This is a genomic window from Mycoplasmatota bacterium (genome assembly GCA_018394295.1).
In the GTDB taxonomy this organism is placed as follows: domain Bacteria; phylum Bacillota_I; class Bacilli_A; order Haloplasmatales; family Haloplasmataceae; genus JAENYC01.
This window is the reverse complement of record CP074573.1, coordinates 1,495,938-1,519,704: the sequence shown is the minus strand read 5'-3', so window position 1 is coordinate 1,519,704 and position 23,767 is coordinate 1,495,938. Positions and strand designations below refer to the sequence as shown.

Genomic DNA, 23,767 nt, shown 5'->3' with positions numbered 1-23,767 from the left:
TTTGTTTATTTTTTTAAAAAATTGATATATAATAAGATAAGTAACGGAAAGGTGAATCATACTATATACAGACATATCGTTCTTTTTTTTTACTGGAACTAAAAATTAGTTTTAAAGAAAAATTGATTATAAATAGATATAGAAAGGAAGGTGAAATCCGTACGTTAGTACGGATGAAATTTGTGAACAATATAAAACATTCAAGAATTAAGATTTTTGCCTTAGGTGGACTAGGTGAAAATGGAAAAAATATGTATGTCATTGAAGTCAATTCGAAAATTTTCATATTAGACGCTGGTTTAAAGTATCCTGGTGAAGATTTATTGGGGGTTGATGCAGTTATCCCTGATTTTAAATATTTGGTAGAAAATAAAAATCGAATCGTAGGTCTATTTTTAACACATGCTCATGATGATCATATGGGAGCAGTTCCAAATCTTTTAAAAAATATTAATATTCCTGTTTATGGTACACGTCTTACCATGGCTCTAGTTGAAGATGCGATGCGTGATGATGGGGAAAATATCGATGATTATCAATTAAAGAAAATAAAGAGTACAAATGTTTTAACATTCAATGATGTACAAATTTCTTTTTTTAGTACGACCCATAGTATTCCTGATTCAGTAGGAATTTGTTTAAATACAACTGATGGAGCTATTGTTTATACATCCGATTATACATTTGAACAAAATGTTGAAAACAGATATCAGACAAGCTATGATCAAATTTCTGATATCTCTCGCAAAGGTGTTTTAGCGTTATTATCTGAGAGTTTATCAGCTGATAAGGTTGGACATACGACTGGAGAAGCTCGATTTGTCTATGAATTAAGTGAAGCAATTTCACAAGCTCCTGGAAGAGTTATTGTTTCTGTTTTTTCTTCGGACTTACAAAGAATACAAAAGATTATAAATGTTGCGAATGAACATCAACGTAAAATTGCGATTATTGGTCGCAAGATGCAACGAATTGTAGATATCGCGGTTAAAATGGGCTATTTAAAGTTTCCTACCCCAGGAATGCTAGTGAATTTAAAATTTATTGATGAGGCAAATGATAATAATTTACCTAATTTAGTTGTATTAGCAACTGGTGAACGCCAAGAACCTTTTGACGCTATGATTAGAATGTCAAGAAAATTAGACCGTCTTATTCATATAGAAGCAACAGATACCATCTTAATTGCTTCACCACCAATCCCAGGAACTGAAATTAAGGCTGCTCGGACAATTGATATCGTTTATCGGACAGGTGCTAGTGTTATTACAATCAATAAAAATTATTTACCATCTTCTCATGCAAGTGCTGAAGATATCAAATTAATGATTAATTTATTAAAACCTAAATATATTATTCCAGTGATAGGGGAATATCGTCATCAATATGCACAAGCTAAAATCGCCGAACAAATGGGTTATGATTCAGAAAAAATTATCTTATTAGATAATGGGATGGTTGTTGAACTTGATCAAGGTGACTTAGTCAATATTTCTAATGACATTGAAGTTGATCAAATTATGGTCGATGGGTTAAGTGTTGGAGAAATTAGTAATGTGGTGTTAAAAGACCGTGTGATGTTATCTCAAGATGGAATATTACTCGCCATTCTTACTCTCGATGTAAAGACGAAAAAAATAATCGCTGGACCTGAAATTGTTTCTCGTGGTTTTATCTATGTGAAAGATAATGAAGAAATAATTAATCATGTTCAACAAACGTTAATTAATCTAGTTAATGAACACTCATCTAATCCTAGAAATACTGATATGATTAAAATGAAAAATGAGATGAGAGAAAAAATTGGACGCTATTTATATAAAGAAACAAAACGTAAACCAATCATTATGTTAATAGTTAATGAGTTATAATTTATATGTTAAAGCACTATTTGATAGTGCTTTTTTATTTGATTAATACTTAGCATTGAAGTAATTTTTTGCTTTGTGTGATACACCTGATAATATTCGTCATTTTTTGAGAAAGAAATTTAATAAAATGACAGTAAGGTGTGAAAGTAGGTGATAAATTGTCTAAAGATAAAAAGAGAAAAGTTGTAGATGATAATAATAAAGAAGGTTTAGTCTACTTCGAAATTTGGGGGATTTTATTCATTTTATTTTCACTCATCTTAATTTCTGAATTAGGTCCTGTAGGAAAAACACTTAATACATTAGTTAAAATGATTTTTGGTGATTGGTATTGGCTCATTCTCATTTTTATGTTTTATTATGGAACGATGATGATTATTTACCATGAATTTATCACCTATTCTTCAATAAAAATAAAAGGTTTTATTTTTATTAGTGCTGGACTATTGATTTATAGTCATTTTCCAATTTACAATGCCTTAGAGAGTCAAATCAAATCAAATCATTCTAATATTGTAACTGAATCCTATAATTTGTTTTTAGGTTATATTGATAGGCAATCAAGTAACGCTACTTTTGGAGGAGGATTGTTAGGTGCATTTTTGTTTTGGACAAGTTATGTTTTGTTAGGTTCTATTGGGACCAAAATAATTGCGATTATATTGCTTATCTCAGGAGTTGCTTATTTGTTTGAGAAAACAATTTATGACTTCATTGATGATATTTATTTTGGAATCATTAAGTTGTATCAAAAAAGTAAAAAAATAGTGAAAAATACTTTTGATAAAATGTATGAAGTGTCCAAATATAATAAAACTCAAAATAAAGAAGTTGTCATAGATAAAGTACAGTTGAAAAGTCCGAGTAATCAAAAATTTGATAATATTACATTAACTAAAAATGAAAAAATAGAGGTTAAACATAAGAAATATAACAAACCCAATTTAAAAATGTTGAAGTATCATGATAATAAAGAAATATTAGAAAACCAAAAAGAGATTACTTTACAAAACGCCAAAATAATTAATGATTTTTTAAAAGCTTTTAATCTAAACCTTACAATTGATGAGGTATATATCGGTCCTACAATATCAACCTATATTATTGAAGTAGAAAATAGTATTAAGAGTAAAAAAATATTAAATTATAAAAATGATTTATTTGTTCGATTAGATACAGATAATATACGGATGTATGAAAAATATGAAAATAAACAAAGTTTAATCATAGAAGTACCAAATGAGTACCGTTATTTAGTTAGTTTAAGAGAAATTTTAGAAGAAGATGAAGATAAACAAATGATACCAATTGGAAGAAATTACTGTGGTAAGTTACATTGCATAAATTTTAATAAAATGCCAAATATATTAGTGATAGGCAATGACATTAATTCGAAAATAGATTTGTTAAAGACAATTATTAATGTAATCGTTTATAAATATAGGCCGGATGAATTTCAACTAATATTATGTGATTCAACGAAATTTGAACTAAATTCATTTGAATACATCCCGCATTTATTTTATCCATTTATACATGATTTCCAAAGTATGAAACCGATGCTTATAAAAATATATACAGAAGTAGAACAGAGACTCACTAAGTTAAACGAAAATAAAAAAAGTTTTAAACCAATACTTCTAGTACTAAATGATTTTGTTGACTTTTATATGAATAATAATGATTATTTAAAATATTTAAATTATATTTTAGTCTATGGAGGAAAAGTTTCTATTTACACCATTTTCTCAACTAATAATATGGATGAAAAAATCTTAACAAATAATTTAAGGGCACAGTTTGATGGAATCATTTCCTTTATGATTAATAATAAAGAAATATCGTTTAAGTACTTAGAAGATGATACAACAAAATTATTAAAAAATGGAGATTGTATAATCTATTCCCGTTCTGATAATTTAAGTACAAGGGTTCAAGTTGTAAACTTGACGAATTTAGACGAATATTAAAGAATTTATGTTATAATACTTAAATTTATTTACATTTTTTTAATAATTTGGTATGATTAAAACGACCAAATAAAAATGAGATGGAGGAAAACATTAATGAAAAAGCTTTTCACAATAATTTCTGTTCTTACATTAGCGATTCTTATGGCAGCTTGTGGTAAAGAAAAAGAAAATAAAACCTATTGCGATGAGTTAGCTAAAGTAGAAAACGCTAAAAGTCTTAAAATCGGAATGGTAACTGACTCAGGAACTATTACCGACAAATCATTTAACCAAGGTACTTGGGATGGTATCAAATGTTATGTTTCAAAAAATCCTGGTGAAGAAAAATATGTTCAACCTTCTGGTGAAGAAAAAGTGACTTATTTAAGTTCTATCAAGAACTTAGTAGATGCTGGACATGATATTATCATTACACCTGGTTATAAATTTGAAACAGCAATTTTAGAAGCTCAAGATACATATGAAAATGTTAAATTTGTATTAATTGATGGAATCCCTAATAATGGTGCATTTGATGAAACAAGAGTTGAAAAAGTATCTGATAATACAGTATCAATTTATTTTGCAGAACAACAAGCTGGATTCTTAGCAGGTGTTGCTGCAGCATTATCAACTGAGACTAACAAATTAGGATTCATTGGTGGTATGGAAATTCCTGCTGTACAAAAATTTGGTTGGGGATTTGTTGCTGGTGTAGCGTATGCTAATGAAAACTTTGATACAAATGCAGAAGTTATTGACTATGTATACCAAGGTACATTTAAGGATACTGCTGCAGGACAATCTTTAGCAGCTGGTATGTATGACAAGGGAATTGACGTCATCTTCACTGCTGCTGGTGGTGTAGGTGTAGGTGTATTTACAGAAGCTAAGAACCGTGCAGATTCTGGAGATAAAGTTTGGGTTGTTGGTGTTGACTCTGACCAATATGATTTAGGTAAATACGGTGATTTAAGTAAATCTGTTACATTAACATCAGCATTAAAACGCGTTGACGTAGCAGCTTATGATAGTATTGCCAAATTAGCTACAGATAAATGGTCTGACTTTGGTGGAAAAGTATTAAACTTAGATATTACTGATAATGCTGTTGGATTACCAATCGATAATCCTAACTTATCTGATGCAACACAAGATAAATGTGATGAGGCTGCAAAAGATTTAAAAGATGGTAAGATTACAGTACCAGACACTAAAGAAGATTTAATAACTTACCTATCAGAGAATAATTATACTACACCATCTGGTGTTGAGTACTAGCAATTATATAGCGCTGCTAACTTTGTTAGCAGCCTTTTCTTTTATAAACAGTTTTTAATTATAACCTCTATCTAATAATATAATGAATATCATAAAGAAAGAGTGATGTGAATGGAATACGTCATTGAGATGTTAAATATAACAAAACAGTTTCCTGGTATATTAGCAAATGATAATGTTACTCTTAAGTTGAAAAAAGGGGAAATACATGCTTTATTAGGAGAAAATGGAGCAGGTAAATCAACATTAATGAGTATTTTATTTGGTTTATATCAACCTGATAATGGAGTAATAAAAGTACGAGGGAAAGAAGTAAGGATAACTGATCCTAATGTAGCAAATGATTTAAAAATTGGTATGGTTCATCAACATTTTAAATTAGTCCACAATTTTTCAGTTACTCAAAATATCGTTTTAGGCGATGAACCTAAAAAAACTTTTGGTAGAATTAACTTAGAACAAGCAACTGAAAAAGTACAAGAATTATCAAATTTATATAATTTGAAAGTTGATCCTAATGCTTTAATTGAAGATATTACAGTAGGGATGCAACAACGTGTTGAAATATTAAAAATGTTATATCGTGATGCAGAAATATTAATATTTGATGAACCTACAGCTGTTTTAACACCACAAGAAATCGATGAATTGATGGACATTATGAAAAATTTCTCTAAAGAAGGAAAATCCATTATCTTAATAACTCATAAATTAAAGGAAATTAAAAAGGTAGCAGATCGTTGTACAATATTACGTAAAGGAAAATATATAGATACAGTTAATGTTAATGAAGTAAATGAGCAAGAATTAGCGAAAATGATGGTTGGACGAGACATTAGCTTTAAGGTAGACAAAGCTGATAAAAAGAAAGGAAAAGCAATTTTAGCAATTAATAATTTAACCCTATTTGATGAAGAAAAAAATAAAAATAAATTGCATGTTGATAATCTCACCGTCCATGAGGGAGAGATATTAGGGATTGCTGGTATCGAAGGGAATGGACAAAGTGAATTTGTTCAGTTATTAACTGGACTAAGGAAACCAACAGCAGGACATATTATTTTTAATCGTCAAGATATTACTGGGTTTCCTATTAGAAAAAGAACTGAATTAGGGATTGGACATATTCCTGAGGATCGTCATAAACACGGGCTAGTTCTTGAGTATTCTTTAGAAGATAACTTTATATTACAAGAATATTATACAAATAAATTTAGTAAAAACGGTGTGTTGCAAAGAGGTTCGATTAGAAAAAATGCACTGAATTTAATTGATCGATTTGATGTTAGAAGTGGAAAAGGTAGTGAGACAATAACAAGGTCGATGTCTGGAGGAAATCAACAAAAAGCGATAGTTGGTAGGGAAATCTCCCGTAATCCTAAATTGCTTGTTGCAACCCAACCTACACGTGGTCTTGATGCAGGTGCAGTTGAGTTTATTCATAAAGAATTAATTCAAGCAAGAGATAAAAATGATGCTGTGTTATTAGTTTCTTTAGAACTTGATGAAATCCTGAATATTAGTGATCGTATAGCAGTTATGTATGAAGGTGAGATTGTTGATATACTGGATGCTAAAAACACGAATGAAAATCAAATTGGTTTACTAATGTCTGGAGGTAAACAAAGTGGAGAATAAAGTAAAACAAAAGAAAAAATTTTCTTATTACATTGCGAATTATTTCAAAGATGAAAGACATGTAAATACAGCAGCTCCATTTATTTCTGTCATCGTTGGTTTTCTTATTGGTGCTATTTTAATTATAATGATGGGTGAAAATCCTATATCTGTTTATATAGACATTATAAAAGGTAGTATTTTCCGTGGATTATTTCAAGGTGATTTGTCTCGTTTGGGCGATACTTTGTTAAGAATTACTACTTTAATTTTGACAGGACTTGCTGTTGCTTTTGCATTTAAGACAGGTTTATTCAATATAGGTGTTAGTGGACAAATGTTATTCGGTGGATTTTTGGCAGTGTTTGTTGGTGTACAGTTACATACACTACCTAAACCATTATTAATGACAATTTGTATATTAGTTGCAATTTTGGGTGGTGCTCTATGGGCATTAGTTCCAGGGATATTAAAAGCTTCTTATCGAATCAATGAAGTTGTTGTGTGTATCATGATGAATTATTGTGCTGTCTGGATTGTTCATTACTTAGTACGGACGAATATTTTAAGTAATTTTGATACTGAATCAAAACGTGTTGGATACAATGCATCATTAAGAGTTGATTGGATGTCTAAAATTTTTGATGGATCCGTTGTTAATTTATCATTATTTTTAGCCATTATTTGTGCAATTTTAGTATGGTATATATTAGAAAGAACAACTTTTGGATATGAATTAAAAGCCGTTGGTTTTAATCATAACGCAGCTAAGTATGCAGGGATGAAAGTAAATAAAAATATTTTATTATCATTTGTTATTTCCGGTGGTATCGCTGGTTTAGCTGGTGCTAGTTATTATATTGGATTTGTAGACCATATTCAAATCGGTGTTCTTCCTACTTTAGGATTTGATGGAATTGCAGTATCTTTATTAGGATTGAATACTCCTTTTGGTGTTTTATTATCTGCTGGCTTATTTGGTTTATTAAGAAATGGTGGAGATTATATTAATGCCCTATACAATATGCCAAAACAGTTTGTTGATATATTAGTTTCATTAATTATCTATTTTGCTGCAGCTTCATTATTAATTCGTTCTTTTTTACACAAACTATCAAAAAGATATCGTAATCAATCAATTGAATTAGAAAAAGAGGTGAAATAATGGAATTCTATCATTTTATACAAGAAATAATGCCCTATATCTTAGGTTTTACTGCACCTATTTTAATTACTGCAACTGGTGGATTGTTCTCTGAACGAAGTGGGGTTGTTAATATCGGGTTAGAAGGATTGATGGTAGTAGGAACCTTTACCTCTGCGATATTTGTTAAATCCATGGTTTCAGTTTTAGGAGTAATGCCACAATACATGGTGTGGGTCAGTATTTTATTAGCCGCTCTAGTAGGAGGATTATTTTCTTTACTTCATGCGTATGCATCTGTCTCTTTGAAAGCTGACCAAGTTATTTCTGGGACAGCAATTAATCTTCTTGCTCCAGCTATCACTCTATTTCTAGCTGAAGGACTGATTGGTACACAAAATATTACTTTACCAGTAGGACTAAAAAGATATGATAATGGTATTCCTTTACTAAGTAAGATTCCTTTTATAGGTGAATTATTCTTCACTTCAGTGAACTTGTCAATCTATTTTGTGTTACTAATTGTAATATTAGCTTGGTTCATTATATTTAAAACTTCTTATGGATTAAGATTACGAGCATGTGGAGAAAATCCTCACGCTGCTGATTCTATGGGAGTTAATGTCGTTAGAATGCGTTATCAAGCGGTGTTTATTTCCGGAGTTCTTGCTGGAATTGGTGGGGCTATCTTTGTTTTAACTTATCCATTAGAATTTAATGGACTAGTTAATGGATTAGGATTCTTAGCGTTAGCTTCTCTAATATTTGGAAAATGGAGACCATTTAATGTATTAGGTGCGACATTATTCTTTGGTGGTATGTCTACACTTGCTACATTCTCTCAAGTTAATGAAACCATTAAATCACTTCAATTACCAAGAGAAGCTTTCAACATAATTCCATTTATCGCTACAATTATTGCCTTACTAGTTTTTTCTAGAAATTCTAATGCTCCAAAAGCGCTTGGAGAACCATATGATACAGGTAAACGTTAATATAAAGAGAAACTTATAGGCACATGTGAAAATCATGTGTCTTTTTCTTTTATAAATGGTATTACCTTCTTATTATTTTTGTGTTATAATCATAATGGTACAAAGAAAAAATGGAGGAATTTGAATGAATAATCAAATTGATTACGTCAGTGAAATTAATAGATTAAAAAAAGAGAAAAATGCTGTTATATTAGCACATTATTATCAAAGATCTGAAGTTCAAGATATTGCTGATTATTTAGGCGATTCATTAGCCTTAAGTCGAATTGCTGCGGAAACAGATGCTGATATTATAGTTTTTTGTGGTGTTCATTTTATGGCTGAGACAGCTAAAATCTTATCGCCAGATAAAATGGTTCTTCTTCCTGTTAAAGAAGCAGGTTGTCCTATGGCTGAGATGGTCACTGATTTACGTTTGAAAAAATATAAGGAAGAAAACCCTGATGTCAAAGTGGTATGTTATGTTAACTCTACTGCGAAAGTTAAGGCATTGAGTGATGTATGTGTGACAAGTAGTAATTCTGAAAAAGTCATTTCACATTATAAAGGTGAGAAATTATTATATGTACCTGATAAGAATTTAGGAACTTATTTAAAAGAAAAATTTGAGTTAGATATGGATGTTTGGAAAGGATTCTGTTGTATTCATAATGATGTAACAAATGAAGAGGTCCTAAAAGCGAAAAAAATGCATCCAAATGCTCAATTTATTGTTCATCCTGAATGTCAGTTAGATATTGTTAAAATGGCTGATTATGTTGGAAGTACAAAAGGGTTACTGGAATATGTTAAAAATAGTGACTGTCAAGAATTTATCGTTGGGACAGAAAAAGGGATCATTCATCAAATGGAACTTAGTTGTCCTGGAAAGAAATTTTATTTATTAACTGAGAATTTAGCTTGCTACGATATGAAATTAACTACATTAAGAGATGTGTATTATGCGTTATTAAATGAAGAAACTAAAATAGAAGTAGAAGAATCAATTCGACATAAAGCATTAAAATCATTAGAAAAAATGTTTGAATATACAGATAGATAAGGTGATAAAATGATTGATATCCAAGAATATTATGATTTAATTGTAATCGGAAGTGGACTAGCAGGAATATATACAGCGTTAAATGTGACAAGTGAAAAAAAGGTTTTATTAATATCTAAGGATGAAATTCGTATTAGTAATTCTTCTCTTGCTCAAGGAGGGATAGCTGGGGAAATACAAAATGATGATATTGCTTATCAAAAACATATTGAAGATACATTGTTAGCTGGGGCTTATTTGAATAATCGAGATGCATTAGAAACTTTGGTTTATGAATCAAGTCATAATTTAAATAAGTTAATTCACTATGGTGTTAATTTTGATCGAGATGATGAAGGTAATCTATTGCTTACAAGAGAAGGTGGACACTCAGAAAGAAGAATCCTTCATGCAGGAGGAGATGCTACTGGTAAAGAAATAATCAATGCACTCATAAGCCTAGTTCTTCATAAAGATAATATCACAGTATTAGAGAATACTATGGCTATTGATTTAATCATAGACAATAATACCTGTTTAGGTGTTTCTGTGTTAGTAGATGATAAATACTTTAATATATATTCAACATCAACAGCATTATGTACAGGAGGATTGGGTGAAATATATAAAAATAGTACGAATCCTGCAGTAGCTACTGGTGATGGAATTGCGATGGCTTATAGAGCTGGTGCTAATATTAACAATATGGAATTTATTCAGTTTCATCCTACGGCTTTCTTTATTAAAACAACTGGTTCTAGATTTTTAATTTCTGAAGCAGTTCGTGGTGAAGGTGGGTATATACGAAATATTGAAGGAAAACGTTTCATGCATAAATACCATCATTTATTAGAACTAGCACCACGTGATGTTGTTTCTCAAAGTATTTATCGTGAAATGTATGATACTTGGAGTGATCATGTTTATTTAGATGTAACCCATTTGGATGCTGAGTTCATTAAAAAAAGATTTCCAACTATTTACCAAAAATGCCTAGATTATGGGATTGATATGACAAAAGATTATATACCTGTTGCACCAGTTGAGCATTTTTCAGTTGGAGGAATTTCAGTTGATTTAAATGGCCGGACAACCATTCATAATCTATATGCAAATGGTGAATGTTGTGATAGTGGTGTACATGGCGCTAATCGTCTAGCAAGTAATTCATTACTTGAATGTGTTGTATTCGGTGAAAGAATTGCTAAGAATATAAATGAGATAGAAAATAACAAGACCATTATGAAGAAAGATGAAAAAACCATTAAAATATCTTATTTTAATTATCAGGATATTAGAAATCAAATCAAAGAAATTATGGAACGTAATGTGGGAATTGTTCGTAAAGAAAAGAATTTGGTATTTGCGAAAGAAAAGATTGCCCAAATTATTAGTAATTTAGAAAAAAATCAAATAATATGTAAAACTTATTATGAGGTACATAATATGGCAACTGTTGCTTCATTAATTATCTACTCTGCTTTAGATAGAAAAGAAAGCGTGGGCTGTCATTACCGTATTAATTAGAGAAAGGAGTTAATAATAATGAAAGAATTATTAGTTGAACAATTGATAAAACAAGCTCTGATTGAGGATATGCCTTCTGGAGATGTGACAACAGATTATTTAATTACTGATAACAACGTATCAAAAGGTTATTTTGTCGCTAAACAAAAAGGTGTTATCGCTGGAATAAAATATTTGAAACAAGTTTTTTTATACATTGATCCATCCATTCAATTTATAGAACATTTTCAAGATGGTACTAATATTAATAAAGGTGACATTATTCTTGAAATTGAAGGAAAGACAAAATCAATATTAAAGGGTGAAAGACTTGCACTAAACATTATGCAAAGAATGTCTGGTGTAGCAACATTAACCCGTCAATTTGTTGAAAGAGTAAAAGGGACAGATGCTAAAATTGTTGATACCAGAAAAACAACACCTAATTTTCGGATTTTTGAAAAAGATGCGGTATTATTAGGGGGAGGATACAACCATCGTTTTAGTTTATCAGATGCAGTTATGATAAAAGATAATCATATTGAAGCCAAGGGTGGAATTAAGGAAGCAGTTACGAGTTTACGAAAGAAAATATCTCACACAACTAAAATTGAAGTTGAAGTTGAAAATTTAGAGATGTTAAAGGAAGCATTGGCAGTAAAAGCAGATATAATAATGTTAGATAATATGAGCACAGATTTGATGATAGAAGCTGTTAATATCAATCAACATCAAGCCATATTGGAAGCTTCGGGTAATATGACATTAGATAGAGTAGAAGAAGTTGCTAAGTGTGGTGTTGATATTATTTCTGTAGGTGCGCTTACCCATTCTTATAGTGCATTAGATATTAGTTTGCGTTTTAAAATATAATGGTGAATAGATGATTATTTTATATGGTGGTAGCTTTAATCCGCCAACCATTGCTCATTTTGAAATCTCTAAATATTTAATTAATAAATACCAGCCACATCGTTTTATTTTTATACCTGTTGGTAATAACTACAACAAAGCTAATTTAATACCTTTTATCTATCGATACCAAATGCTCCAAATATTAGCAAGTAAATTAAATAATACAGTTGTATCGGAATATGAGAATAAAGAAAATTTTGAGGGAACCATACAAACGTTAAATCATTTTCAATCTATCTTTAAAGATGAACCCTTATTTTATGTGATAGGTGCTGATAATTTATTATCGATCACTAAATGGATAAATTATCAGACTTTATTATCTTCTTTTAAATTTATTGTACTAAATCGTGATGGTTTAGATATAAAAGACATTTTTGAAAGAAATGATGGACTTAATAAATTCAAAAATAGTTTTATCATTGAAAATGACTTCAAACAGATGAACCTATCATCATCACAATATCGCAATTTAACTAGTGATGCGGTGGTTTTAAATGAAATAAATGATTATATTTATAAACATCAACTTTACACAAGAGGTGAAAAAGTATGAGAAATAATAATTTTGTAAAAGTGGCTACGATTGCTCCTAAATTAGAGGTAGGAAAGCCAATGTATAACATTGAACAATTTTTGGAAGAAATAGATAAAATCAAAAATGACAATCCTCATTTTATTGTTTTTCCAGAATTAGCTGTAACAGGTTATACTTGTGGAGATTTATTTTTTCAAAGCTATTTAATAGAGGAGAATAATAAAGCGATACGCCATTTATTAAAACATAATACTTTTAAAGGAATCATTATATTTGGTGCTTTATATATTTATAAAAACGATATATTTAATTGTGCTTATGTAATTCAAGAAAATAATGTACTAGGAATCATTCCGAAAATGTATTTACCAAATCGTGATGAATTTTATGAAACACGTTATTTTGCTCATGGAACCGTACTAAATAATCAAGTCATTTATGTTGAAGATTTTGATACCACATTTGGATCACAATTATTCCATGAGAAAAGTAAAGATATTAAATTTGGTATTGAAGTATGTGAGGATATGTGGGCACCTATTCCACCTGCTTCTTATCAAACAATTAGTGGAGCTGAAATTATTTTTAATGTGTCAGCTAGTAATGAAGTATTAGATAAAGATGAAGTAAGACGTTATATGATTAAAAGTTTTTCAAAAAGGAATAATTGTGCCTATGTATATGCTTCATCTGGTCGATATGAATCTTCTCAGGATACGGTTTTTTCAAATCATTGTTTGATTTTAGAAAACGGTAAAATTAAAGCTGAAACAAAATTATTAAATAATGATAGTACAGTATTATTAGGGGATATTGATTTAGGTTTTTTGAAATATTTGAAAAGAAAAAATGCGACAAATCGCGAATCTTTAAGAATTTATATAAATAATTTTTCAACGGTTAATACTAACTGTAATTTCGATGATTCAAATTATCAGTTTATAAAACCATTCTCAAAGACCCCATTTATACCAACTACTAATCATGAAAGTGCATTCAGAAAAATTTTAGCGATACAAGTGGCCGGATTAGCGAAAAGAATCACCCATATTAATGCTGAAACGGTTCTATTAGGTTTATCAGGTGGACTAGATTCTACCTTAGCGTTTTTAGTTTTAAATAAAACCTTTGAATATTTAAATAGAGATAAAAAAGGAATTAAAACCATTACAATGCCTGGATTAGGTACTGGGGATAGAACCTTGAATAATGCGATAAATTTAGCGAAAGCTTTAAATATTGAATGTGAACGAATAGATATTAAAAACTCTGTGTTAGAACAATTTAATATGATGCATCATAATGCAAAGACCACTGATATTACTTATGAAAATACACAAGCAAGAACAAGAACAAGTCTTTTATTTAACAAAGCGAATCAGTTGAATGGATTTGTTTTGGGGACTGGTGATATGTCAGAGTTAGCACTAGGTTGGTGTACATATAATGGGGATCACATGTCCAATTATAGTATTAATAGTGGATTACCAAAAACTTTAATAAAATTTATGGTTCAATGCTTTGCTTTATATGAGCATAAAGACAATGAATTGTTGTATAAAACATTGCTTGATATATTAGAAACACCAATCTCTCCAGAATTAACTGGTTTAGATCAAAAAACAGAAGCAATTATTGGAAAATATGAAATAAATGATTTTATTTTATACCGTATGCTCTTCTGTGGTGATGATGAAAAACGGATAGATTATTTACTTGAAAAAACATTTGAAGATCAATTAACTAAGGATGATAGACAAAAATATATTAAAACTTTCTATCAAAGATTTTTTAGTCAACAATTTAAACGTTCTACATTACCAGATGGCCCGAAAATATTAGATATCTCTTTATCTCCACGAAGTGATTGGAGAATGCCAAGTGATGCTAAATATTAATGGTGGTAAAGTATAATTATTTGTATAATATTATCGTAAATAAGAACATGAAAAAAAACTTCTCTGATAGATTCTGAGAAGTTTTTTTATATTTATTAGAAATTGTTCAATGTAAGCGTCAAATAGGTTCTTTCCAAAGTTATTGGAATTTTATGTAAAAATATGTTATAATAAAGGTATCAAAAGTGGAGGTACCTTATGGACGAAATAATTAAAATGCTTGACGAAAGTCTTGATTACATATCACATGAGTTAATTGATGATACTTTATACATTAATGTAAAATCAAATAAGGAGTCACTCCCATGTCCTCTATGCGGAGAGGAAAGTACAAAAGTACATTCTAGATACAATAAAAGCTTTCAGGACTTGCCATTACAGGGGAAAAAAGTTGTTATTGCACTAAAAAATAAAAATATGTTCTGTACAAATCCAAATTGTAAGAAGTATACATTCTCAGAAAGCTTTGGTTTTATTGATCAAAAAGGCAAGAAAACGAAAAGATTAATTGATGAAATTATACGAGTTTCTTTGACACAAAGTTCTATATCGGCGGCAAAATACCTTTCAGATACGACCGTTGAAATCAAGAAAAGCTCAATTTGTAATTACCTAAAAAAAAACTCTAGTCATAAACAAGAGTGAAGTTAAATATGTCTGTATAGATGACTTTGCGATAAAAAAGAGAAAATCATATGGAACAATTATGGTAGATATTGAAACTAAATGTATTATAGACTTATTAGAATCAAGAGATAGTATGAAAGTTACGGAATGGCTTACTACGTTTCCAAATATTAAACTCGTCTCACGTGACGGCTCAACAACTTATCGCTCGGCTATTGCAGACGCTCATCCTAAAGCCACTCAGGTAAGTGATCGTTTTCATTTAGTTAAAAATTTAGTGAAATCCATATCAAAGTATATGAAACGAATAATTACAGGTCGCATTGAAATACCACTCATATCACAAGATGGAAAGAAACGTTATGATTATCTTTGTGGTTTAAGCCGTAGAGAAAAAATTATTGAAGCCAGGCGTTTATATGCAAAGGAAGGAAATAGCTATGATACGATTGGAAATAAGTTAGGTGTTTCACCAACAACAGTTGCTAAATATATAAAAATGAGGGAAGAAGATATACCTAAAGAGAAAATAACTGTACGTGGAAAAGAGCACATCAACGCCATTTCGAAAGTGGAACAGAAAAGAAATAAGGTGCTAGAATTATGGAATAAAGGGTATACAAAAAGAGACATATCAAAGAAAACAGGATATAGCACTACAAGCATTGATACTTATCTCAAAGGTGAATTCAATCCTGTGCACGGACAATATGGAACAGGCCGAAATGGTAAACTAATGCCATTTAGAGATGAAGTTATTGATATGCGTGCTAATGGGATAACATATAAGAAGATTACAGAACATATAAGGGAAAAAGGATACACAGGAACTGTAGATGGATTGAGATTTTTTATCTCAAAAGAAAAGCGTTTAGCTAAAGACACCTCATCTACAAAAGAACCTACAGAATTTTTAGACAAACGTTTGATCAATAAATTATTATATAAACCACTTGAAAAGGTAAAAGGGATCACGGAGAATCAATTGAATGAATTTTTCAAAAAATATCCAGACATAAAAGTACTCTTTGAAAGACTAAAAGAATTCAGACTTTTGTTACTTGAAGATACAGAAGACAGTTTAAGTAAATGGATTAAACGGGCAAGAGAATCTGAAATTCAGGAAATTGATAGTTTCATTAATGGTATACAAAATGACCAAGATGCCGTAGAAAATGCCATAAAGTATAGTTATAATAACGGTTTAGCAGAAGGAAGTGTTAATAAACTAAAATCTATAAAAAGGATTATGTATGGCAGAAATAAATTTGATCTACTGAGGTCTAAAGTATTATTATTGGAATCATTAAAATGATAGATTTAAGTAAAGTAGGCAAATAAAGTCTACTATTAATTTTTACTATAAATCCAATAACTTTGGAAAGAACCGTCAAATATAACACACATAAAAAATCCTCATTTACTAAAATGAGGGATTTTTTTATGTGTTCAATTTACAATTTTCAGGGAGTTCATCTGACCAAGGTAATAATGTGTCTAGAATTTGTTCATCATTCAAATCTACATTTGGTAATCTATCAAATAAATAGGTTAGATATTCAATTGGTTTTATATTATTCTCCTTCGCGGTTTCAATAACACTATATATGATGGCACTTGATTTTGCTCCTTTAGGAGTATTAGAGAATAACCAGTTTTTTCTTCCAATCACGAAAGGTTTAATTGATCTTTCAGCTCTATTATTATCAATTTCTAATCTCCCATCAAGTAGGTATCTTCCAAGATTATCCCATTGATTGAGACAATATTTAATAGCTTTACCAAGTTTACAATTAGGTAAAATTTCTTCTGCTTGATTTTTAAGCCATACTAAAAAATCATCCAAAATCTCTCGACTGTCATTATTTCTTATTTCATACTTTTCTTCAGGTGTTAAGTCCATTATTTTATGCTCAATTGAGTATAACTGATTACAGAAAGTTAATCCCTCTTTCGCAATGGACACATCATCACTCGATAGAGCTTTTACTATTTCGGCAAATCCTCTCCTCGCATGTGCCCAGCACCCAACAAGTATTACATTAGGAATATTATGATATCCAGTATATGCATCCACCTGAAGATATCCTTTAAATCCTTCAAGAAACTCTTCGGGATGTTTACCTGCTCTTGTCGTCTGATAATTATATAAAACAATTGCTTTCCCCTCTGAACCTGTTCGATAAAGCCACATGTAGGACTTTGATTTTGCTTCTCTCCCGTTTTCCTTCAATACTTGGGTAGTTGTCTCATCTGCATGTAGGATATCTTTTTGAAGTAATAATTTATGCATACGATTATATAAGATTTCCAACCAAGCAGCACCTTTAATTACCCAGTTAGAAAGATTTTGTCGCGGTAAAAATATTCCCAATCTTTCAAATTGTTTCTCTTGTCTGTAAAGAGGTAACCCATTTGTATATTTTTGATCCATTATATACGCAATTAAAGATGATGAAGCTAAGCTTCCTGGTATTGCAGGATAAGGCATATTAGCTTTTATTATAGGCGTTCTAATTTCACTTTTCTCACATAATCGACAGGATACTATATGACGGATATGTTTCTTGATTTTTACTTTAGGCGGAATAACTACAATTTCAGTTCTTTCTTCAGTACTCATTTCATGAAGTAGAAAACCACATTGTGGACAATCTTTTTCTTCAGGATAATAATGTATTTCTTCAACAGGAAGAGTTTTTAAATAATCAGTACTTTTTTTCGTCCTTTTTTATTTCTGGTGTAGGTAATTTTTTCAAGTTTAGGTTCTTCGCGATTTAAATTTGATTCCTTTTCAGCTTCATTAAATAATTCTAGACTTTGTTGATTAGGATCAATTTTCTCGCTAGAAGATCCAAAACGCTTTTGTTGATATAATTTAAAGAACTCTTCATATTTTTTCACTTTATTTTGAAGTTCTACTATTTTAGAATCTTGTGATGAGATATATTCAATTAATTCTTCTTTAGTTAGTTTATTTAAGTCTACTTTTTTCATTGCTTTTCTCACCTTTTTTTGATACTTTATTTTACCATAAAATTAGAAAAAAGTCTAATTATATAAAGAAAAGGAAACTATACAATCCCCCTTTGTTTTACCTCTTTAAAGGCCTTTCCATTACGTATTTCATAACCATCTAAAAACCAATAAAATTCTTTTAAAGACGAACTTGTAATCTCCTGTTCACTTTTAGGCCAATTAAATTTACCACTTTCTAATCGTTTTTTATATATCCAAAAACCATTATAATCCCAATGTAAAATTTTTAAAATTTGTCTACTTTTATTACAGAAAACAAATAAGTTATTTGAAAATGGATCTAAATCAAACTGTTTTTTTACAATAAGAGATAGTCCATCAATTGATTTTCTTAAATCAGTATATCCTGTCGCGAAATAAACTGTTTTTACATCCTTGAGTTTAATCATAATTCTGATAACACCTTTACCACATCTTTTAAATGATTCCCATTGAACCCTGGTTCAACCTTTATATTGCATTTTCCTATTTTAATCGTAATACATTTTTCTTCATTCATTTCAACCATTTCATGATTAATAGGAATGGGTACCCAATTAATTTCTTGTGCTTGTTTTTCATTTTGATTATTCTTTTTAATCCAATATAGAAGTTGATGTAATTTATACCCATTTTCCCTACACCATTTTGATTTTGATAATCCACTTTTTTGATATTCTTCAATTCTTTCTTTCCATTCAGATCTTAACTTATTATAATTCATTTTAAAATCCTCCTAACATATTAGCTAAGAGGATTATCTCATATTATTTTCATAAATTAAATGTGTGCTATATTGTACGCTTACTGTTCAATGGTATTATTTTATGCTTATTATTCTACCACTCTTTAATCTTTTTGATACTTTACCTACAGCCAAACTATACATAGATGAAATTTTCAAATTTCTGTTTTTACCCCATTTAATTGCGATTAATACATCATTTTCATAATGCTTAATTATTTCTATACTATTTGGTTCTGAAGGATTTATACCAATATAATCTGGTGATGAAATAATAAAAGGAATAAAGTTATAATAATTATTACTAAGAATTGAGGTGGAACTATTATCAAATTAATTTATAGTCTTAATGAAATAAATAGTACTGATTACTTAGAATTTTATCCTGGGAAATATAAAGATAAACATTGGAATAAAGAATCTTTATATATGAGTGATGATTCTATTAAATACCTTAGTAATGTAATAAGAAAACATTGTATTAATTTTAGTATTTATGATAATAATTTAATTGATAAAAAGACTTGGTTGAACATATTAAATGATATTAATAATTTTATTAATCAATTAAAGAATAAAAATTATACAAAAGATATTAATGTGGATACCCTAATATTAATTAATTATTATGAAAATATTGTATTTTGGATTAAAGAGAAATTAACTACTGAAAATTATATAAGTGTATTAGGTTTATAAGATTAAAAGAGTTGAAGGTTATTAACTCTTTTTTTTAGTTATATCATTAAATTAAGAGACAGTGATATAAACTTAAATTATAAAATTTTAGACTAATTAAAAAACACGGTATTCAATTTACCGTGCTTTTAATTATAAAAGGATTCTTGGCAAGTCGGCACTCTTGCATACCTGGTAACTATAAATTAATTATAGCGTGTCGGGAACCTTTCCGATCCTCAATAATCCTTTGTATCGTGTAAGTTTATTATACATTAATGAATATTATATATCAATACTTATATACAATCTTTAATGTTGTATTTTCAAAATAAGACCATATAATAACATTCTTTTTATGAGAAATTGAATATTGTATAGCAATCATCATCAAATAGATATGTCTTATAAAATATTTTTACTATATAAGTTTTGATGATTTCGATGTCTTAAGTTCCTCACAGAACTCACAAAATAAACCACAAATTATACCAAGTAGTAATAAGCAATAAATGTATATCAATTTAAATAGTTTTCCTTATATGATATTCATATAATATTCGACAATTCTTTGTTTAAATACAAGTATAATTTAATAAAATAGCTAAACAAAATAATTTTCGACTAAAAAAATTGTAAGATTTTCAGTGAAATCACTATTTCATAAAAAATAAAATATATAATATGGTTAAATAAATTGATGAGATGGTGAGGAAATGAAAAAGGTTATATTTGTTTTTATTTTGCTAATGTTTTTAGTCCATTTTGATAAGGCTAAAGCGGATGATGCATGTGTTCCTGATAATCATCCAACCTTTGAAAACGTGAGTGATTTTTATTATGAAATAGGACAACCTACCCCAAATTATATTGAAAAAATCACTGTTACAGATATTTGTGGTAATCCTGTTCTTATAACTAATGAATCTGTTAATGTTAATCTTGTTAATTATGACGAAGAGGGGGTATACACACTCATATACTATGCTTTAGAGACAGTTGTTACTGCAAAAGTTTACGTTTTCGAAGATATACCTGTTATCAAGGGATTAGAGGATTTTTATATTGAAGTTAATTCAGAAGAAGTAGATTATTTAATTGGAGTCACTGCTAGAGATGTGTTTAATGATAATGATTTAACTGCATCAATTGAAGTCGATTCCTCAAATATTGATTATACAAAAGTTGGTACTTATGATTTAATTTATTCAGTACAAGATCATTTAGGTAATGAAACCGTTAAAACTGTTCAGGTGCATATTCGAGATACGACAAAACCAGTTATAAAAAATTATAAAAATCTAATATTAGAAGTAAATACGGATATAGATAATTATGATTTTTGGAATGGAATTAATATTTCAGATAATAGTTTACAGCAGGTGACACAAACACTTAATTTAGATAATCTTAAAATTGGGAAGATTGGTGTATATGAAATTGAATATATCGCAATAGATGAATCAAATAATGAGAGAAGAGTACCAATTCAAGTGCAAGTGATTGATACTAAGAAACCAGTCTTGAAAAATATTTCAAATTTATCGATATTGGTGAATACATCAATAGAAAAATCTATATTTACTCAAAATATTACCATAGAAGATAATTATGATGGAGTTATTTCTATATATCATCTAAGGGTTGATTACCATTTAATTAATCCTAATAAACCTGGTGTATACCCTGTTTTATATTTTGTCTCTGATTCAAGTGGAAATTATACAGAAAAAATTATTTATGTTACTGTATTAGATGAGGATAAACCACAGATTCTAAATACAGGTGATATAAGAGTTCCACTTAATACGGAAAGCATCGATTATTTAGAAAATATTTCTTGTCAAGATGTAACAGATGGATGTTTAACTGATCAAATTATTGTATATGATGATTTAGTCAACTTAAATGAAATTGGAACGTATCCATTAACGTATATTGTTTATGATTCAAGTGGAAATTATGATATAAAACAAGTAAATGTTATTGTATATGACGAAGAAAATCCTGTTATTACTGGTGTAACAGATTTAATTATTGAAGTTAGATCTGAGTTAACAAAAGCATATTTCTTAACACAAGTAACAGCTTTTGATAATAATGATGGAGACATTACAAGTTCAGTTGATGTAGATTTAGACCAAATTAATTTTGATGAATTAGGAACCTATCAAATAAAATATTTTGTATCTGATACAAGCGGAAATATTGAAGAAACATACGCTATTGTCACGATTGTTGACACAACTGCACCACAGATAACAGGTTATCAAGATTTGACAATTAATTTAAATCAAGAAATAGATGAAACGTATTTATTAAGTGGATTGAGTGTAATAGATAACTATGATGGTGATATTACATCTTTAGCTACTGTAAAAGGGTTTTATGATACTAGTAAAGAAGGGACTTATATAATAACTATAGAGGCAAGTGATTCTAGCGGTAATGTTTCAGAAGTAACCTTTAATTTAATTGTGGTAATTGAAGGACAACCAATTCAAGAAGATAAAAATGATTACTCAATATTTTATATCGTAGGTGGGATTGGACTTTCTTTGATTGGAACAGGATTTATTGGTTATCGTAAAAGACATTTAACTTAAAAAAGATTAAGGGATTATCCTTTAATCTTTTTACTTTTAAGTAATTTATAATTTTGTATTAAGTTGAATTCATAGGTATTAGGATTTTCTTTAGGTCTATAATATTCTATATCTTTTAAATTATCAGGTAAATATTGATATTTATACTTATTAGGGTCTTTTGCACTGTATTTAAATGGTGGATTAATCGGACGATACTTTATAAATTCTGGTATGTCACCAATTACTCCTTTTTTTATATCTGCAATTGCTAAATCAATCGCTTCGTGACCAGACATTGATTTAGGCGATAAAGCAAGCTCAATCACAGCGTTTGATAGGGGTAATCTAGCTTCCGGTAACCCTACTTGTCTTGCTGCTTCAATGGCTGACATCGTGTGTATAGAAGCTAAAGGATTAGCTAAGCCAATATCCTCAAAACTAATGATTGCTAGTCTTCGACATATGCTTTCTAAATCATTCGCTACAATTAAACGAGCTAAATAATGCAGTGCTGCATTCACATCACTACCACGAATTGATTTTTGAAAGGCACTTAAAGTATCATAATGACCATCAGAATTTTTATCAATTGTAAATGAGGTTTGTGAATGTAATAAATTTACTTGTTCTTTTTTAATTTCCTTATCTTTAGAGGATAGTACGGTTAACTCTAACAAATTGATTGCACTTCGTAAATCTCCATTAGCCATTTCAATGATAGAATTTATTGCTTCATCATGGATACTTTTGTTTTTAATAATTTCTTCACTTTTTGTTATCTCAATTAGTTTATATTTAATGTCATCATTAGATAATGGTTTTAACTCTAATAAATGACATCGTGAACGTATCGCAGGATTTACACTAAAATAGGGATTATTTGTGGTTAATCCAATGAGATTTGTCGTACCATCTTCTAAATATGGTAGTAATAAATCTTGAATATCCTTTTTTAGTCGATGAATTTCATCAATAATTATGATGTAATCGGTAGATAATTGGGCAGTTTTAATTAACTGCTTTAATCGTTCTTTATTATCAGTTGCAGCGTTAAATTCAGCATAAGGAATATTAAGTGCTTCAGCTAAAACTTTAGCGATCGTTGTTTTACCAACACCAGGAGGACCAAAAAATATTAATGAAAACATTTTATTATTTTCAATCAAGTTATTTATTAGTTTCCCTTCACCAATCAAATGTTGTTGACCAACTACTTCTTCAATTTTTTTAGGTCTAATTCTATAAGCAAGTGGTTGCATTTTATCACCTTTTTTTCTATTACTAAATCCATTGTAACAAATTTTTAAGAAAATTTAAAATTTAATTGATAAGCAATTTTGATTATTTTTTATAGTTTGTATGATATAATAATT

19 protein-coding genes and 1 pseudogene are annotated in these 23,767 nt (G+C 29.3%); 15 read left to right on the top strand and 5 right to left on the bottom strand.

Annotation, left to right across the window (positions count from 1 at the left end):
• The first annotated feature begins 173 nt into the window (after positions 1-173).
• The 13 genes from KHQ81_07040 (at position 174) to KHQ81_06980 (ending at position 16,680) form a co-directional block, all read left to right on the top strand.
• The gene (locus KHQ81_07040; GenBank protein ID QVK19430.1) at positions 174-1,871 is read left to right on the top strand and encodes a ribonuclease J; all 1,698 of its coding nucleotides are present in this window, start codon (positions 174-176) and stop codon (positions 1,869-1,871) included.
• Positions 1,872-2,029: 158 nt separating this feature from the next.
• Positions 2,030-3,841, top strand: coding sequence for a DNA translocase FtsK (locus KHQ81_07035; protein ID QVK19429.1), 1,812 nt, complete (start codon positions 2,030-2,032; stop codon positions 3,839-3,841).
• A gap of 96 nt (positions 3,842-3,937) precedes the next feature.
• Complete coding sequence (locus KHQ81_07030) at positions 3,938-5,104, top strand: BMP family ABC transporter substrate-binding protein (protein QVK19428.1); 1,167 nt, start codon at positions 3,938-3,940, stop codon at positions 5,102-5,104.
• Between the two features lie 111 nt (positions 5,105-5,215).
• Positions 5,216-6,742 carry an ABC transporter ATP-binding protein gene (locus KHQ81_07025; GenBank protein QVK19427.1) on the top strand — a complete coding sequence of 509 codons (1,527 nt, stop codon included), beginning with the start codon at positions 5,216-5,218 and terminating at the stop codon, positions 6,740-6,742.
• A gap of 127 nt (positions 6,743-6,869) precedes the next feature.
• The gene (locus KHQ81_07020) at positions 6,870-7,886 is read left to right on the top strand and encodes an ABC transporter permease (protein QVK19586.1); all 1,017 of its coding nucleotides are present in this window, start codon (positions 6,870-6,872) and stop codon (positions 7,884-7,886) included.
• Entirely contained in the window at positions 7,886-8,860 is a 975-nt protein-coding gene (locus tag KHQ81_07015) for an ABC transporter permease (GenBank protein QVK19426.1), read from the top strand. Before KHQ81_07020 ends, KHQ81_07015 begins: the two co-directional genes overlap by 1 nt.
• Before the next feature lie 124 nt (positions 8,861-8,984).
• On the top strand, positions 8,985-9,902 hold the full coding sequence (nadA, locus tag KHQ81_07010) for a quinolinate synthase NadA (GenBank protein QVK19425.1): 918 nt from the start codon (positions 8,985-8,987) through the stop codon (positions 9,900-9,902).
• Between the two features lie 9 nt (positions 9,903-9,911).
• Complete coding sequence (gene nadB / locus KHQ81_07005; protein ID QVK19424.1) at positions 9,912-11,408, top strand: L-aspartate oxidase; 1,497 nt, start codon at positions 9,912-9,914, stop codon at positions 11,406-11,408.
• Positions 11,409-11,426: 18 nt separating this feature from the next.
• Positions 11,427-12,260 carry a carboxylating nicotinate-nucleotide diphosphorylase gene (gene nadC, locus KHQ81_07000; GenBank protein QVK19423.1) on the top strand — a complete coding sequence of 278 codons (834 nt, stop codon included), beginning with the start codon at positions 11,427-11,429 and terminating at the stop codon, positions 12,258-12,260.
• A gap of 10 nt (positions 12,261-12,270) precedes the next feature.
• On the top strand, positions 12,271-12,858 hold the full coding sequence (gene nadD, locus KHQ81_06995) for a nicotinate (nicotinamide) nucleotide adenylyltransferase (GenBank protein QVK19422.1): 588 nt from the start codon (positions 12,271-12,273) through the stop codon (positions 12,856-12,858).
• Entirely contained in the window at positions 12,855-14,738 is a 1,884-nt protein-coding gene (locus tag KHQ81_06990) for an NAD(+) synthase (protein ID QVK19421.1), read from the top strand. The genes nadD and KHQ81_06990 overlap by 4 nt, the downstream gene beginning before the upstream one ends.
• A gap of 198 nt (positions 14,739-14,936) precedes the next feature.
• Positions 14,937-15,383, top strand: a complete 447-nt coding sequence (locus KHQ81_06985) for a transposase family protein (protein QVK19420.1) — start codon at positions 14,937-14,939, stop codon at positions 15,381-15,383.
• Positions 15,370-16,680, top strand: a complete 1,311-nt coding sequence (locus KHQ81_06980) for an ISL3 family transposase (protein ID QVK19585.1) — start codon at positions 15,370-15,372, stop codon at positions 16,678-16,680. The genes KHQ81_06985 and KHQ81_06980 overlap by 14 nt, the downstream gene beginning before the upstream one ends.
• Positions 16,681-16,806: 126 nt before the next feature.
• Here the strand turns inward: KHQ81_06980 and KHQ81_06975 are convergent.
• The 4 genes and pseudogenes from KHQ81_06975 to KHQ81_06960 all read right to left on the bottom strand — a co-directional run bounded on the left by KHQ81_06975 (position 16,807) and on the right by KHQ81_06960 (position 19,440).
• Positions 16,807-18,362, bottom strand: a pseudogene (locus KHQ81_06975) (IS66 family transposase).
• A 77-nt stretch (positions 18,363-18,439) separates the two neighbouring features.
• Complete coding sequence (gene tnpB, locus KHQ81_06970; protein ID QVK19419.1) at positions 18,440-18,793, bottom strand: IS66 family insertion sequence element accessory protein TnpB; 354 nt, start codon at positions 18,791-18,793, stop codon at positions 18,440-18,442.
• Complete coding sequence (locus tag KHQ81_06965; protein QVK19418.1) at positions 18,790-19,107, bottom strand: IS66 family insertion sequence element accessory protein TnpB; 318 nt, start codon at positions 19,105-19,107, stop codon at positions 18,790-18,792. The genes tnpB and KHQ81_06965 overlap by 4 nt, the downstream gene beginning before the upstream one ends.
• 96 nt (positions 19,108-19,203) lie before the next feature.
• Complete coding sequence (locus KHQ81_06960; GenBank protein ID QVK19584.1) at positions 19,204-19,440, bottom strand: hypothetical protein; 237 nt, start codon at positions 19,438-19,440, stop codon at positions 19,204-19,206.
• 117 nt (positions 19,441-19,557) lie between these two features.
• On the opposite strand from KHQ81_06960, the gene KHQ81_06955 reads away from it, so the two are divergent.
• Positions 19,558-19,827: a hypothetical protein gene (locus tag KHQ81_06955; protein ID QVK19417.1), complete on the top strand. Its 270-nt coding sequence runs from the start codon at positions 19,558-19,560 to the stop codon at positions 19,825-19,827.
• Between the two features lie 695 nt (positions 19,828-20,522).
• Positions 20,523-22,412 (top strand): DUF5011 domain-containing protein, encoded by a 1,890-nt coding sequence (locus KHQ81_06950; GenBank protein ID QVK19416.1) that lies wholly within the window; start codon positions 20,523-20,525, stop codon positions 22,410-22,412.
• 14 nt (positions 22,413-22,426) lie between these two features.
• Here the strand turns inward: KHQ81_06950 and KHQ81_06945 are convergent, their stop codons facing one another.
• Positions 22,427-23,653 carry a replication-associated recombination protein A gene (locus KHQ81_06945; protein ID QVK19415.1) on the bottom strand — a complete coding sequence of 409 codons (1,227 nt, stop codon included), beginning with the start codon at positions 23,651-23,653 and terminating at the stop codon, positions 22,427-22,429.
• Between the last annotated feature and the right edge of the window lie 114 nt (positions 23,654-23,767).